This is a genomic window from Glaciimonas sp. GNP009, from assembly GCF_054343755.1.
This window is the reverse complement of the sequence record NZ_JBTGUV010000004.1, coordinates 1,439,210-1,454,383: the sequence shown is the minus strand read 5'-3', so window position 1 is coordinate 1,454,383 and position 15,174 is coordinate 1,439,210. Positions and strand designations below refer to the sequence as shown.

The following is a 15,174-nucleotide window of genomic DNA, read 5'->3' as shown; positions in this document are numbered from 1 at the left end:
CTTCTTTTGGGCAAGTATGGGTGAATATGAATCTATAAGATTGGTTTTTCATATCCGGCGATCTTTGTCTTGTTTGTATCAATATAAATATTAATAAAAAATTTTCATAAAGCTTTCAATATCAGTCTTTATCGATAGAACATCGATGTGTGGTGTTCCAAAAAATAACATAAAAAATTGCCAACATTATGTCTGCACCTGCTTCAAACTCATGCGATTTATCAAACGCAATATTAGCTTCCGTGCAATCTTCTTCTATGCCAGATCGCTATGTCGTCATTGGCAATCCGATAGCGCATAGCAAGTCCCCCGATATTCATGCGCGTTTTGCTGCTGAAACCGGACAGTCTATCGACTATGCGCGCTTGCTTGCGCCGCTGGATGGTTTTGCGAATGCGGTACGGGAATTTATCTTGCAAGGCGGTAAAGGCGCGAATGTTACCGTGCCATTTAAACTTGCTGCCTACGCATTGGCAACAACGTTGACCGCACGCGCCGAAGCCGCAGGGGCAGTCAACACCCTCGCTTTCAGAGATGAACAGATAATTGGCGATAATACCGACGGTATCGGTTTGGTGACAGATATCGTGCGTAATGCAGGGTCGCCAATCGCTGGAAAGCGCGTCTTGTTATTGGGAGCTGGTGGTGCGGCGCGTGGGGCGCTATTGCCACTATTGCTGGCGCGTCCAGCGCAACTGGTTTTGGCTAACCGGACAGTGGCTAAAGCGCAAGAATTAGTGGACCAGTTTGCACAAAAATTTCCTCAGGAAAATACCATCATTGCTTGCGGGTTTGCGGATGTGCATGGTCCGTTTGACTTGATCATCAACGCGACGTCTGCCAGTTTACAAGCCGACGTGCCGCCAATCTCAGCAAACGTTTTTGGACCGCAGACCTTGGCCTATGACATGATGTATGGCAAACAAGCTACCGTGTTTATGCAGTTTGCCAGTGCCCATGGTGCAACGGTGCGCGATGGTTTAGGAATGTTGGTGGAGCAAGCGGCAGAGTCGTTTTTTGTTTGGCGCTCCGTCCGACCGAACACTAGCGGCGTGTTTGCCGCATTGCGTGCGCAGCTTTAATTCTGACGGGAAATAATGATGAAATCTGTCAGTAAACTGGTGTGGCGTTTGTTCCTGATTGTCATTGTCGCAATATTAGCGTTGCAACTTTATTTTTTCGTTCAAATTTGGTGGTGGGTCGATCACAACCCTAGTTCCACCAGCTTCATGCGACATCAATTGTCAGTCCTGCGCGAAACGAATCCGACTGTTCAGTTGCAATACACATGGGTACCGTATAACCGTATTTCGACTAACTTAAAGCGTGCCATCATTGCTTCGGAAGATGCTAATTTTTCAGAGCATGAAGGAATTGACTGGGATGCACTGGAAAAAGCGTACGCGCGAAATAATAAAAAAGGCAAAATCATGCTTGGTGGTTCAACCATCACCCAGCAATTAGCCAAAAATCTCTTTTTATCGGGGGAGCGCAGTTATATTCGCAAAGGTCAGGAATTCGTTATCACGTACATGCTTGAATTTCTCATGGATAAAGAGCGGATTTACGAGATCTATCTGAACGTTGTGGAATGGGGAAGCGGCGTCTACGGCGCTGAAGCAGCAGCCCAACATTATTACCGTTCATCAGCGGCTAATCTTGGTGCTAGTCAGGCTGCGCGGTTGGCGGTCATGCTGCCACGTCCGCGTTTTTATGACAAAAATCGCGGATCAGCTTATTTGTCGAGGCGCACTGGTTTGATTTTGCGGCGCATGGGATCGGCCGAGTTGCCGTAAGCAGCCAATAAAATATTGGCTTTATAAAAATAAAACCGCTGGTAAAGCAACGTGCTTTACCAGCGGTTTTATTGTTAGTCCATCACACTTTAGCGGTATTGGATGACTAGTCGGATAATTTACGAGGTTGCGCGTAACTTTGCAAAAGCCCCACACGCCGCCTCAAGCGTCGCCTCTATCACTGCATCATCATGTTGTGCGGACACGAAGCCAGCCTCAAAGGCAGACGGTGCCAAATACACGCCCGCATCCAGCATTGCATGGAAAAATACGTTGAACTGCTCTTTATCGGTAGCCATCATTTCAGCAAAAGTATTCGGTACTTTTTCTGAGAAGTAGAGACCGAACATGCCACCGATAGCGTCAGCACAAAAAGCAACTCCGGCGTCAGCCGCAGCTTTAGTCAGGCCTTGTGTCAGCCTCAGGGTTTGCGCGCTGAGGTGTTGGTAGAAACCAGGCTCCTGAATCAACTTCAGTGTCGTCATGCCGGCTGCGACTGCGACTGGATTGCCGGATAGTGTACCGGCTTGGTAGACGCCGCCGAGTGGTGCCATGTGCTGCATCAGGTCAGCGCGACCGCCGAATGCGGCCACCGGCAAGCCGCCACCAATGACTTTGCCGAGCGCGGTAATATCCGGGACAACCTGATACAACGCTTGCGCACCGCCAAGTGCCACGCGGAAGCCACACATGACTTCATCAAAAATGAGCACAGCACCATATTTTGTACACAAACTACGCATAGCTTGTAAGAATTCCGGCGTGGCGCGAATCAAATTCATGTTGCCAGCAACCGGTTCGACGATCACACAGGCGATTTCGTCACCCATGTTTGCAAACGCTTCTTCCAGCTGGGAAACATTATTGTAGTCAAGTACCAGTGTGTGCTTGACGAAATCGGCTGGAACGCCAGACGAAGTAGGGTTGCCAAAGGTTAGCAAACCACTACCAGCTTTAACCAGTAACGAGTCAGCATGACCGTGATAGCAACCTTCAAACTTGACGATTTTGTCGCGTCCGGTGGCACCGCGTGCCAGGCGCAGGGCGCTCATGGTGGCTTCTGTGCCGCTCGAAACCAGACGCAGTTGCTCAATTGATGGCATCAGTTTGCAGATTTCTTCGGCAATCAGGATTTCGCCTTCGGTTGGCGCTCCAAAGCTTAGTCCGCGGGCGGCGGCGTCCTGAACTGCTTTAACCACGGTTGGATGAGCGTGACCAACGATCGCGGGACCCCACGACCCAATGTAATCAATGTAGCGACGATCATCCGCATCCCAGAAATAAGGTCCTTCAGCACGCGTGATAAAACGTGGTGTCCCGCCTACCGAGCGAAAAGCGCGCACTGGCGAATTAACACCGCCAGGAGTCGTTAATTGCGCACGGGAAAATAGCGTATCGTTATTGGATGTCATGTCGTAAGGATCATTAGAATAGGGTGCGCGCCCTTCATATTAAGGGCAAAAAAATGAACAGTCAGGCAATGCAGCCCAACTACATCAAGATACTATTGGTGGATTTTGTTCTTTCTCGTCGTTTTGTTGGCTTTCCTCTTCCGCAAGTCCATCCAAAACATCTTCTCGGGCCCAGAAAAAACGGTCGGGGACCAATTTTCCCATACCGAGTCGTTGGCCGGCCATGACCGCAGCGAGGGTGAACTCTTGTGCTTCGGAGACCGCTTCGGGAACATCAAGCCCGTTTGCCAGCATTGCAGCAATGGCAGCGGAGAGCGTAGTGCCAGCACCGCTAAACGAGCCAGAGACGCGCGGCCAGCTATCTTGCCGCAATATCCCGGTATCGTTAAACAGCGTATTGCTGATTTCTGCTGCTGTCCCGGGTGTTCCGGTGACGAACAGGTATTCGCATCCCAGTTCGATGATGTGCATTGCATCGACAGTCGATAGATCCTGTGTCGACGGTTCGCGCCAGGTTTCGGCTAGTCGCGATAATTCGACGGCCGACAAGACCATTACCGTGCTTTGCGGGATCAATAGTTCGCGCATCGCGGTCAGAAGATCTTCGCTATCCTGACCTTGATCAGGCATCGCCGTCAGGAACGGATCGAGAATTAAAGGAATGTCAGGGTAATCGGAGACGATCTCTGCGATCACGGAGACACTTTCAATACTGCCGATTGCGCCAACCTTAAAGGCGGCCACCGGCATATCTTCGAGTAAAACGCGGGCTTGATCAGCGACCCAATCGGCGTCAATCTGCTGCGTATCTTCGATACGTGCAGTGTCACCGATTAAAATCGAGGTAATAACCGATAATCCATGGCAACCCATGGAAGAAAATGTGGCAAGATCTGCCTGAATTCCAGCGGCGCCGACTGGATCAGCAACACCGAATGTCAATATAAGAGGAGAAGTTTGGTTTTGCACGGCTGTTAGATTAAGATATCCGACTTTACATTTTACTTGATTGAAGGGTTTCCGCCGTGAGCAATACCAACGAAACATCGAACGAAGCGTCAAAACCAGCATATAAAACCTGGATGTGTCTGATTTGCGGCTGGATTTACGACGAAGAGCAGGGATTGCCGGAAGAGGGAATCGCTGCCGGAACGCTGTGGGATGACGTGCCTATGAACTGGACTTGTCCGGAATGTGGTGCGCGAAAGGAAGATTTTGAAATGGTAGTAATGTAATTTTAGCAATTTAGTTGTTAGTTGCAATTTGATCCCATCTGGATGAAATGTCATGCAGATTAAACCGCGTAATTAATCTGTGTAAATAGCAGATTAATCGCTACTCAACGATCAAAAGTGACAGACTTTTCTGTAGTAAACTCAAAAAAAACCGTCAAATTTGGCGGTGCGTCGAAATGTTGTTCTAAAGTTTCTTGAACTTTGTTACAGTGATTTGGTAAATCAAATTGATCTGGACAAAAACTTCATGACACAACCCATTGGCATCGCAAGCCTGAAGGTTATGGTGATTGACGATAGCAGCACTATTCGTCGTTCCGCCGAGATTTTTTTAAATTTGGCGGGTTATCAAGTGATCCTCGCAGAGGATGGTTTTGATGCCCTTGCCAAAATTAACGACCATAAGCCCGCCCTTATTTTTTGTGATATTTTGATGCCCCGACTGGATGGGTATCAAACCTGTGCGCTTATCAAAAAGAGTGCCAGATTTCATGCAACGCCAGTGGTGATGTTGTCTTCAAAAGACGGCTTATTCGATCGTGCCAGAGGGGCGATGGTGGGTGCCGACGAGTATCTGACCAAGCCTTTCACCAAAGATAGTCTGCTAAAGACTGTCCACCACTACACACAGCATCTTCAGGAAGCGAATCAGGCATTCGCTTCTACGACGTCCCCTGTTATGCCAGCTGAAACAGCGCTGGTACCTATTCCGACATAATTGAAGTAAAGGTTGAGCATGGCCATTCAAAAGGTTTTGGTTGTTGACGACTCTCCTACAGAGCGTTATTTTCTGACAGATATTCTGGCAAGAGGCGGTTACTCCGTCTCGACCTCTGAGAGTGGCGACGGCGTTATCAGCAAAATCAAGGCCGACAAACCGGACTTGATATTGATGGATATTGTGATGCCCGGTCAAAACGGATTTCAGGTCACACGTTCCATTTCACGCGATCCGGAGTTGCAAGATATTCCCATCATCATCTGTAGCAGTAAGGGCCTGGAGACAGATCGGATTTGGGGCTTGCGCCAAGGTGCGCGTGATTATCTGGTGAAGCCGATTAATCCGCAGGAGTTGCTGGCTAAAATCGCAGCACTCGGCTAATTCCAGGCGCTATTCAATGAGCCAATCAGAAGCTGATCCGCATATACCGTATTTGGCTGTCCCTCCTCCGCGCAAATTCGGCACTGACGCGGATGCGCGGCGTAGTCGTCTACGTGAATTTCAATCGCATTTACTCGAACGGATGGAAGCTGCACGCAGCGGTGTCAAGGTCCACCATAACCAATTAGGTTTATTAATCGGGCAACAACGCTGGCTACTTAGCCTGGAAGAAGCGGGTGAAATTGTCGCTGTTGACCGCATCACCAAAGTACCGTTGACGCAGGATTGGTATCTCGGTCTGACAAATATCCGCGGTACCTTAATAAGCGTTATCGATTTTGCACGCTATCAAGGGCAGGCCATCACGGTCATCGACCAAGATACGAGGATTGTCGCATTTGCCAATGCACTAGCATTTAACAGCGGTTTATTGGTAAGTCGAGTTCTCGGCTTACGCAATATCGATGAAATGGTCTTGCAACCGATTTCCCAGGATGTCGACGGGATTGGAGTTGAAGCCGCCGGTAGGGCTGATCCAGTTAATAGTGTGAAGGCAAGTGCCGCACAGTATTTGGATAGTGAGTCGCAGCTCTGGACTGAACTCAAATTGACGCAGGTACTAAGTAGCCCACGATTTTTACACATTGGTAGATGAAATCAGGGAAATAGAGGCCAGTTTATCGACGTCAGCAGTTGACGTAATAGTGGTGACATCGGGCAGCATCGAATTGGCAATTAGGAGATTCAGCAATGGCATTTAAACTACCGTTCCTATTCAAGACGGCGAAAGAAGAACAGATTAATGGCGGCAATTTTTTTCGACAAGAGTCGGGACCCGCAGGGATAGCATCGCTTGCCGCAGTCGGCGAGCATGGCGCAACGTCGAACAAAAGCCAGGCACCGCTGATGATGCGGGGCCATGAAGCATCATCGCTCAACGCCTCGGCAGTATTTCCATCATCGGAATTTATAGACGCAACTAGTTCAGTGGAGTCATCTGGTGCATCTGGTGTAGCAAGTCAGCCCTTCAGATCGTATCAAGACAAGCCATTACCACTGATCGGCAAGTTGCCGCAACAGCAGCAAGTTCGTACCCTATTGGCCATAATGGGTGCCGGCCTCGTGCTGACGATTGTCTTCCTGTGGTTGAGTACCAGAAGTGACACGCTAATTGCGACGCAGACCCAAATTGCAGGCGATGCGTTGATGCATTCCCAGCGGATTGGTAAAGCGACGCCGAATGCTATTCAGGGTAATACAGAAGCGTTTAAGCAGTTGTCCGATAGCCGCAAAGAACTTAATCAGGATTTGGTTTTACTGACTACCGGTGGGGTGTACAAAGGAAGCGAAATTCCTGCGCCGAGCCCACGAATGGCTTCTGCAGCCGCGGATGTGGAGAAAGTTTGGTTGAACACCGATAAGGCAGCTGAGACTATCTTAAAGCACCAAAAAGAATTGTCAGGCTTTGGCGTAATCTTACAAAAGCTAAACGGGATTTCGCCTGTATTGCTGGATTTGTCGGAGCAAATTGCCGCGATGAAGACGGAAGGCAGAGCAACACCGCGCGAAATTTCCGCAGCCTCACAACTGGTAATGCTGACGCAGCGTCTAGGGCGCAGCGCCAATGAATTTCTGACTTCTCAGGGGGTTAATCCTGAAACTGCATTTTTGCTTGGCAAGGATACCAACACCTTTCGCGACATCGTTAGTGGGTTTTTGAATGGTAGCGCCATATTGCGTTTGCCCGCTTCCAAAAATGAAGAAGAGCGCCAAAAATTAGCTGAGTTAGAAAACAGCTTTGCTGAATACCAGGTCGCCGTCACCGCTATTTTGGCGAACATACAGAACTTTGTATCGACTAAGCAATCCGAAGAATTGATCTTTACCGAAAACGAACTGTTAAAGCAGCGCCTGAGTACCTTGCAAGATAGTTATCGTAATGCACAGGATGAACTTAGCCTTCCATTTTGGCTGATGCTGGCATCGGCGTTGCTCGCCCTATTGGCTGCGGCCGGAATCGCGTGGGTCCAATTACAGGACGGACACCGTCGAACGCACGACGCAGACATGCGTCGACTTGAAGCCGAAGATCAGCGCTTAATGGCTATTCAGCATGAACTGGATACCAGCAACTTGAACGACCAGAATCAGGCAGCTATTTTACGTTTAATGAACGAGTTGCAAGAGGTAGCGGACGGTGATTTGACGGTGCAAGCGACAGTCTCTGAAGACATAACCGGGGCTATTGCGGATTCCGTGAACTACACAGTTGAAGAGTTGCGCGGACTGGTTGGTCGTGTCACCGCGACTGCACGACAAGTAACGACAGCGTCAGATCAGGCGCAAAGCATTTCGACCGAATTGTTAGAGGCATCCCAAACACAGGCGCGCGAGATCAAGGAAGCTACGCTAGCGGTGTTGGCAATGGCAACACAGATTACGGATGTATCCAAATCCGCGAGCGCGTCCGTTGATGTGGCACGGCAATCGGTAAGTGCGGCAGAAGAGGGTTCAAAAGCCGTTGAAAACGCCATTACCGGCATGAATGAAATTCGTGAGCAGATTCAGGAAACCTCAAAGCGGATTAAGCGTCTTGGAGAATCTTCACAAGAGATTGGTGAAATCACTGAGCTTATCGCTGATATTACGGAGCAGACCAATGTGCTGGCATTGAATGCAGCGATTCAGGCTGCATCCGCTGGTGAGGCGGGTCGTGGCTTTTCGGTGGTGGCTGAAGAAGTCCAGCGCCTGGCAGAGCGCTCCGGTGCGGCAACCAAGCAGATTGGCGCGCTGGTACGCACCATTCAAACCGATACGCACGATGCCGTGGTCGCGATGGAAAAGTCGACACAGGGCGTGGTCGAAGGAGCAAAGCTATCCGATGCCGCTGGCGCTGCACTGTCAGACATTCGTGGCGTGTCGAACCTGTTGGCCGAATTGATTCAAAATATTTCGTTGGCAACTGAGCAGCAGGCAAACTCGGCAAATGGTGTCGCTTCCAACATTCAGAATATTCTTACGGTGACCGAAAAAACACGGGAAGGAACTAGTCAGACTGCGTCGTCTATTCGTGAGTTGTCTAAACTTGCAGAAGATTTGAAAAGTTCGGTATCGCGCTTCCGCGTCACCAACTAACAACACCTTTATTGATTCGATTGCAGCGTGGCTATCTTTCCTGGTAACGGAATTGAGAGACTGGCGATAAAGTTAGTCTCTATAGTCTGAATGTTAAATTGCAAAATTTGAAAAAATATCACTCACACTTTTTACGTTCAATAAGATCAAGTCACCTGAATCAGGTCAACCCGTGGGATGACCGTATTGATTCCTTAGAACTGATGAGGCAGTCATGAGCACAGATTTTCACGGGCCCGCTACAGTGTCACAAATACAGCCAATGCAACCAATGCAATTAGATACCGGCCCGTTGTCTTGGGTGATGAGCGAAATTCGCGTAGCACTTGGACAATCACTCCAGGCTTTACAGTACTCATTGGCGGTAAGTGATGACCTTTCGGCAACCGACGTTGTTGAGACACCAGTTGTGGGTGGCGTTGTGCCCCCGTACGATCAAACTACTGCGCTGCAATATGCCAAGACATATTTGCATCAGGCGCACGGTGCGTTGCAAATGGTGGATATAGACGGTGTCACAGTGATTACTGACGCCGTTGAAAATCTACTTGAATATGCGCAAACTGAGCAATGTATTGGTCGGACAGCGCTAACCGTTGAAAACGTGCAGAGTATTCAATCTGCTTATCAGGCATTGATCGAATATCTGGAAGAACTATTGGCTGGGGCGATGCACCAGCCTGTGAAATTGTTCCCCTATTACAAAGCACTACTAGAAATTCGCGGCGCTGATCGGATTCATCCTGCAGACTTGTTTTTCCCTGATTTGACGACTCGTCCGCAGTTCGACATGATCGAGAGTTCTACCAGCTTCGGAGCGAGCCCGTTGCTTGGACAATTGAGCGATCAGGTGATCGACCAGTCGGTCGACTACAGCCCATTGCGCAAACGTTTTGAAATGGCCCTCTTGCCATTTTTAAAAAGTGCCGATAGCACCGTTGAGTGTACCAATGCGGCGATTATGCAGGCTGTTATTGCTGATATTTCTCTTGTGCAAAAAAATCATCAGGTAAGGGCTTTCTGGTGGGTATTGCAAGGGTTTGCCGATGGCGTGGCGAATGCGCAAATTGCAAACGAGTTGTTCGTTAAGCAGTTATTTGCCCGCATCAATTTACAGCTACGTCGTTTAAGTCAGGGCTCATCAAGTATCTCGGAACGTCTTTTACGCGATGCATTATTTTTTATCTCCAGAATAGATGCTCCATCAGCACTAAACGCACAGATTCGTAGCACTTATCGGCTGGATGGACTCGTTCCCTCGGATTTTTCTTTGCATCGGTATGGTCAGGTTGATTTGGCAGCTTTGCGTGCGGCCAAAGAACATTTAACGCGGGCTAAACAAATGTGGGATTGTCTCGCCGCTGGTGAGCCCGATCTTCACCAGGAGTTTGAGCAAGAAATGCTTGGGTTGAGCGCTGTTGGCAGTAAGTTAAACGCGCCATCTCTCGCTAAGTTATTGCGAGAGTTAAGCGGTATTGCGCGTCATGCCACCTTGGCCAGACAGGGTGATCCAATCGGTTTGGAGATAGCGACGAGTTTACTATTTATCGAATACTCCCTTAGCTGTATTAACCGTTTGCCGGTGAATTTTTCGGAAAGTGCCGATGCCATGACGGCACACTTATTATCAGTGATGTCAGATGAGCCACCCGCTGAACCGATGCCTTGGTTGGATGATATCTATCGGGACGCGCAACAAAAAAAAATAGTCAAGGTGCTAGTTGGCGAGATGCTAGTTAGCTTGCGCCATGTCGAAAAGTTACTCGACGAATATTTTGTAATGCCAACCAAGCGCGAAGTATTAACTCAGATCGACTATGTCTTACATCAGATCGAAGGGGCGCTTGCTATACAAGAGAAGTCAGAGGCGGCAGCCGTGGTTGCGCATACGCGCGTCGCACTTCAACAGCTTTTTGACGCGGGAGAGGATGTGGCTGAGCCAGCACAGGAGGAGTTTGAGCGCATTGCACAAAACATCGGCGCGCTCAGTTTCTATCTTGAGGCAGTGCAGCACCAAGCCGATAAGTCTGACTTCACGGATGCCTTCGGTTCGCAAACTATACGCTTAAGTTTCGATCCGCAACGCAGTGTATTTCGCGTGAATTTATTAGAGCGCCACACTGCGGTGCACTTGCCACAGAGTGGAGCGATGCCGCATTCAGTTGCCTCGATCTCCACCATTACAATATCGCCTATAGAAACCTCGTTTGAGAAATTAGAACAGACCGATGTTTTTACGGAAAAATCTGGCGACAGCAGCCAGTCAATATCGTCGTCATTCTTGGAAGCGCTACCATCGTTGTCTTTTCTTGATGTGCCGACTGTAGAAGTCGAGTTGTTGCAACATCAGACCCAATCTGTAGAGTTGGCGCGGTCACTGGCGGCAAACCCAGAGAATGCCGCTCTGCACGGGCAGCTAAAAGACGCGTTAGTGCAATTGCGGGTCGACGCAGCCCTAAGTGACGATCATGCGGCTGTCGAACGAGCTCAAGCTGCGATTAAGATTCTCAACGACCAATATTTTTCCGCATCACAGCAGTCGCTCACTGAGATTATTGCTGTGATTGTGCCACATCATAATGTCGAAAATTTTCCAGAAATGGATTTGGATGCGCCGTCTCAGATCAGTGAAGAAGAGGCCGACGCCGAGCTTCTCGATATTTTTCTGTCAGAAGCAGAGGAAGTGCTGGACATCGTCCAGCAGACAGTTCCGCTTGCCCGCTCAGCACCTGATGCGCAAGAACATCTCATCGTATTACGACGGGCTTTTCACACATTAAAGGGTAGTAGCCGGATGATCGGCATGAATGCATTTGGGGATGCATCGTGGGCTGTTGAGCAAGTGCTGAATTTGTGGCTCACCGAGGCAAGATCCGGTACGCCCGATTTATATGCGTTGCTTGACCATGCGGTAGTCTTCCTCGACGACTGGGTAAAAGAGGTTTACGCAGATGGAGGCTCAACCCGTACCTCACAAATACTCATCGAATATGCAGAACAAGTACGCGATGGGAAAACATTTTTGTTGGTCGAGTCCGCTACGACGCCAATTAAGCCAAGCAGCGCGGCATTCCGTGACATTGATCTATCACTTTCGTCAAATATAGAGAATATTGCTTTAATTGGTAACCCGGAGGCGCTACTCTTTTCTTTTAATCGCGATAATTCAGCGTTAGAAAACGATGAGGCAGCCTATCAACCAAGTCAGATTGGGTCGATTGATCAGAGCAAATTTTCTCACGCGAGCTTGTCGAATATTCACGCCGATTTTTTTGATCCCGGCGCAGAGATATTTGGTTTTCCAGGTTTGCCCGAGACGCGACAAGATGACAGCATTAAAAAAATTGGAGATTTGTCGATCAGCCTGCCGCTGTATAACATTTACTTGTCGGAGACCGACCAGTTGGTACGCTTGTTATCACACGACTTTTCTGAATGGCGTCACGAACCAGAACGGCCAGTCGCCGTGCAATCCATCTACGCCGCGCATTCGCTGGCGGGAAGCTCTGCGACCGTTGGCTTTAAACCATTACATAACGTTGCGCATGCGCTAGAAATGGTTTTGCAGAGGATGGCCTTACAGCCAAGCCCCGTGCGCGAGCAAGAATTCGACATTATTGAATCGACGATCACGCGGGCCAAATGGATGTTGCAGCAATTTGCGCAAAGTGAAATGCCGTACTACGAACCTGCATTGGTCAGCGCGCTTGAGGCTTTACGGCATGGGCCGCAAGTGCAGATTGATGATCTCGCTGATGAGACAGTTATTCAATCAGATGTTTATCCCGAACATCAGCGAATAAACCCTTCAGAAAACGCGGCTAGCGTCAGCCCACATCAACAATCGCTAACGATTAACCGACGACCGCTTATATCTGCGTCGTTACAAGCGATCGATGCTACCGGGCTCGACGTTGATCCCTCTTCGATTTTACGTGACGAGATTGATGTTGATTTATTGCCTGTATTTTTGGAAGAAGGGCGCGATATTCTTCCGCAAATCGAAAGTGCATTACGAAGTTGGCAGAGTACTGCAATGTATGGCGACGATGGCAATTCTGATCGTAATAGTGGCATTCATAGCCACGCTCTTACTGCCATTCCAGTAGAAACCGTACACGCTATTTTGCGACATTTGCACACCATTAAAGGTAGCGCGCGTATGGCAGGCGCGATGGTGCTTGGTCAGCATATGCACGAGATGGAAAGTCATATTGAGGCAACGTTATACAGCCCCACGCCATCGCCGCATGTGAGCGAAGAATTGCTGGCGCATTACGATCATGGCGTCCAGATGTTCGAAGGCTTGCAACGTCCAAGCCCAATTTCTTCTGCTCAACAGGCTCTCCAACAAGCTCTCCAACAGGCGACACCACAGGCGATAAGTGGAAGTGCATTGGAAGACGCGAAGGTGTTCAATCCGAGAAATATGGTGTCAACGTCGGTTGGTGCCACGAACCTGATGTCGGCGAATGCTGTTCACGGTAGCGCGCCAGCGCCATGGCTAGCAACAGTTCCTGGTGTTGCCGCAGTGACGCAGGTGCGCGTCAATGCCGATGTGTTAGACCGCTTGGTGAATCAGGCTGGTGAAGTGTCGATTGCCCGCTCTCGGATGGAATTTGGCGTGGGTTCGCTCCAACAATCCTTAGTGGAGTTAACCGAAAATGTTGACCGCTTGCGTGGTCAGTTACGTGAAATTGAAATGCAAGCAGAAACACAGATATCCTCGCGGATGACATTGGCAGGTGAGCGCGAATTTGATCCACTCGAGTTTGATCGCTTTACGCGCCTGCAAGAATTAACCAGGATCATGGCAGAGAGCGTCAATGATGTGTCGTCTCTACAAAAAAGCCTGACCAAGACGGTAGAAAGCACTAGCGCAGACCTTGTTATGCAAGGACGCCTTACGCGTGATTTGCAACAAGACTTGATGCATGTGCGGATGGTGCAGTTTGCCAGTGTCGCCGAGCGATTATATCGATTGACGCGCCAGGTATCGAAAGAAATCGATAAACGTGTAAATTTGGATATTCGCGGTAGCACGGTGGAAATTGATCGTAGCGTTCTAGAAAAAATGGTCGGACCTTTTGAGCATTTGCTGCGTAATGCGATCGTTCACGGCATTGAATCACGTGAAGGTCGTCGCGCCGCCGGTAAGAACGATGTTGGCCAATTGAAAATTGAAATTCGTCAGAATGGTAACGAGATATTGATTCAGCTGTCTGATGACGGCCAAGGTTTGCAATTAGGCCACATCCGCGACAAGGCTGAGGCACTTGGCTTGTTGGACAGCGGGCAGCAACTCTCTGACGGTGAGTTAAATGATTTTATTTTCCGGTCAGGATTTTCTACCGTTACTGAAGTGACTAAACTTGCAGGTCGTGGAATTGGTATGGATGTTGTGCGCTCTGAAGCCGCAGCGCTCGGTGGCCGTGTTGCAGTCTCCAGTGAAGCCGGCAAGGGAACGCATTTTACGATTCATTTACCGCTTACGCTTGCTGTGACGCAAGTAGTCATTTTTTCGACCGGCAGCAATACTTATGCAGTACCGTCGGCCTTGGTAGAGCAAGTGCAACACTTGAAAGCAACAGCGTTGGCGAGTGCCTACAATGACGGCACAGTATTGTGGCAGGACCAATACGTTCCGCTACATTACTTGTCGGCGTTGTTGGGGGAGCATCAGGTGACGCCGATAACCCAGCAATACTCGCCAATTATTCTTTTGCGCAGCGGTAACGATCGGGTGGCAATCCACGTGGACGCTATCATTGGTAACCGAGAAGTGGTCGTCAAAAATATCGGTCCGCAATTGTCGCGCATGATCGGTATCGTCGGTGCGACGGTTCTCGGGTCAGGTGACATTGTATTAATTTTGAACCCTGTGCCAGTGGCGTTGCGGTTGGCCCAGCAATTGCGCTCACCGCTTAAAGTAAAAAGTAACGAGTCAAATATGGCGGAGATTAGCCAATACGTTAATGAAGAGTTAGTCAATCCTGGTCAGGTGATTGGTGCGGTCGCCAGCATCGTCGCACCCAATCAACCGGCCGTGCCTGTGCAGGGTCTCCGAACCCAAAAAATTGTTATGGTAGTCGACGATTCGCTAACCGTACGTCGCGTCACGCAGCGCTTGTTATCGCGCGAAGGGTATCAGGTGGTATTAGCAAAAGACGGTATCGATGCCCTGCAACAATTACAGGCAGTCACGCCCGACGTCATGCTCGTAGATATTGAAATGCCACATATGGATGGCTTTGATCTGACACGTAACATCCGCAACGATGATCGGACTCGCCATATTCCCATCATCATGATTACGTCGCGCACAGCCGCAAAACATCGAACTTACGCAATGGAATTAGGTGTCAATGAATACCTCGGAAAACCATTTCAGGAGGACGCGTTGTTGGCTGCGATTAGTGCATTTGTAAAAAAAGAAATAGCAATAATGTGATTTGGTGTGATTTGGTGTGGTTTGCTGTGATAGCAGATCAAGC

At 49.2% G+C, this 15,174-nt stretch carries 10 protein-coding genes; 8 read left to right on the top strand and 2 right to left on the bottom strand.

Annotation, left to right across the window (positions count from 1 at the left end):
* Positions 1–257: 257 nt before the first annotated feature.
* Complete coding sequence (gene aroE / locus ACXX82_RS07360; RefSeq protein WP_458563967.1) at positions 258–1,082, top strand: shikimate dehydrogenase; 825 nt, start codon at positions 258–260, stop codon at positions 1,080–1,082.
* An 18-nt stretch (positions 1,083–1,100) separates the two neighbouring features.
* Positions 1,101–1,796, top strand: coding sequence for a monofunctional biosynthetic peptidoglycan transglycosylase (mtgA, locus tag ACXX82_RS07355; RefSeq protein ID WP_322240210.1), 696 nt, complete (start codon positions 1,101–1,103; stop codon positions 1,794–1,796).
* Between the two features lie 119 nt (positions 1,797–1,915).
* Here mtgA and hemL read toward each other — a convergent pair whose 3' ends face one another.
* Both hemL and thiD read right to left on the bottom strand, forming a co-directional pair.
* The gene (gene hemL, locus ACXX82_RS07350; RefSeq protein WP_323506698.1) at positions 1,916–3,208 is read right to left on the bottom strand and encodes a glutamate-1-semialdehyde 2,1-aminomutase; all 1,293 of its coding nucleotides are present in this window, start codon (positions 3,206–3,208) and stop codon (positions 1,916–1,918) included.
* Between the two features lie 84 nt (positions 3,209–3,292).
* Positions 3,293–4,177 carry a bifunctional hydroxymethylpyrimidine kinase/phosphomethylpyrimidine kinase gene (thiD, locus tag ACXX82_RS07345; protein WP_323506697.1) on the bottom strand — a complete coding sequence of 295 codons (885 nt, stop codon included), beginning with the start codon at positions 4,175–4,177 and terminating at the stop codon, positions 3,293–3,295.
* Positions 4,178–4,290: 113 nt separating this feature from the next.
* Here thiD and ACXX82_RS07340 point away from each other — a divergent pair, with 113 nt between their 5' ends.
* The 6 genes from ACXX82_RS07340 (at position 4,291) to ACXX82_RS07315 (ending at position 15,131) form a co-directional block, all read left to right on the top strand.
* Complete coding sequence (locus ACXX82_RS07340; RefSeq protein WP_323506733.1) at positions 4,291–4,443, top strand: rubredoxin; 153 nt, start codon at positions 4,291–4,293, stop codon at positions 4,441–4,443.
* A 247-nt stretch (positions 4,444–4,690) separates the two neighbouring features.
* Entirely contained in the window at positions 4,691–5,161 is a 471-nt protein-coding gene (locus tag ACXX82_RS07335; RefSeq protein WP_322233193.1) for a response regulator, read from the top strand.
* An 18-nt stretch (positions 5,162–5,179) separates the two neighbouring features.
* Entirely contained in the window at positions 5,180–5,545 is a 366-nt protein-coding gene (locus ACXX82_RS07330) for a response regulator transcription factor (RefSeq protein ID WP_322233191.1), read from the top strand.
* Between the two features lie 16 nt (positions 5,546–5,561).
* On the top strand, positions 5,562–6,200 hold the full coding sequence (locus ACXX82_RS07325; protein ID WP_458562699.1) for a chemotaxis protein CheW: 639 nt from the start codon (positions 5,562–5,564) through the stop codon (positions 6,198–6,200).
* Between the two features lie 95 nt (positions 6,201–6,295).
* The gene (locus tag ACXX82_RS07320; protein ID WP_458562698.1) at positions 6,296–8,680 is read left to right on the top strand and encodes a methyl-accepting chemotaxis protein; all 2,385 of its coding nucleotides are present in this window, start codon (positions 6,296–6,298) and stop codon (positions 8,678–8,680) included.
* Between the two features lie 214 nt (positions 8,681–8,894).
* Positions 8,895–15,131 carry a hybrid sensor histidine kinase/response regulator gene (locus tag ACXX82_RS07315; protein WP_458562697.1) on the top strand — a complete coding sequence of 2,079 codons (6,237 nt, stop codon included), beginning with the start codon at positions 8,895–8,897 and terminating at the stop codon, positions 15,129–15,131.
* Positions 15,132–15,174 lie beyond the last annotated feature (43 nt).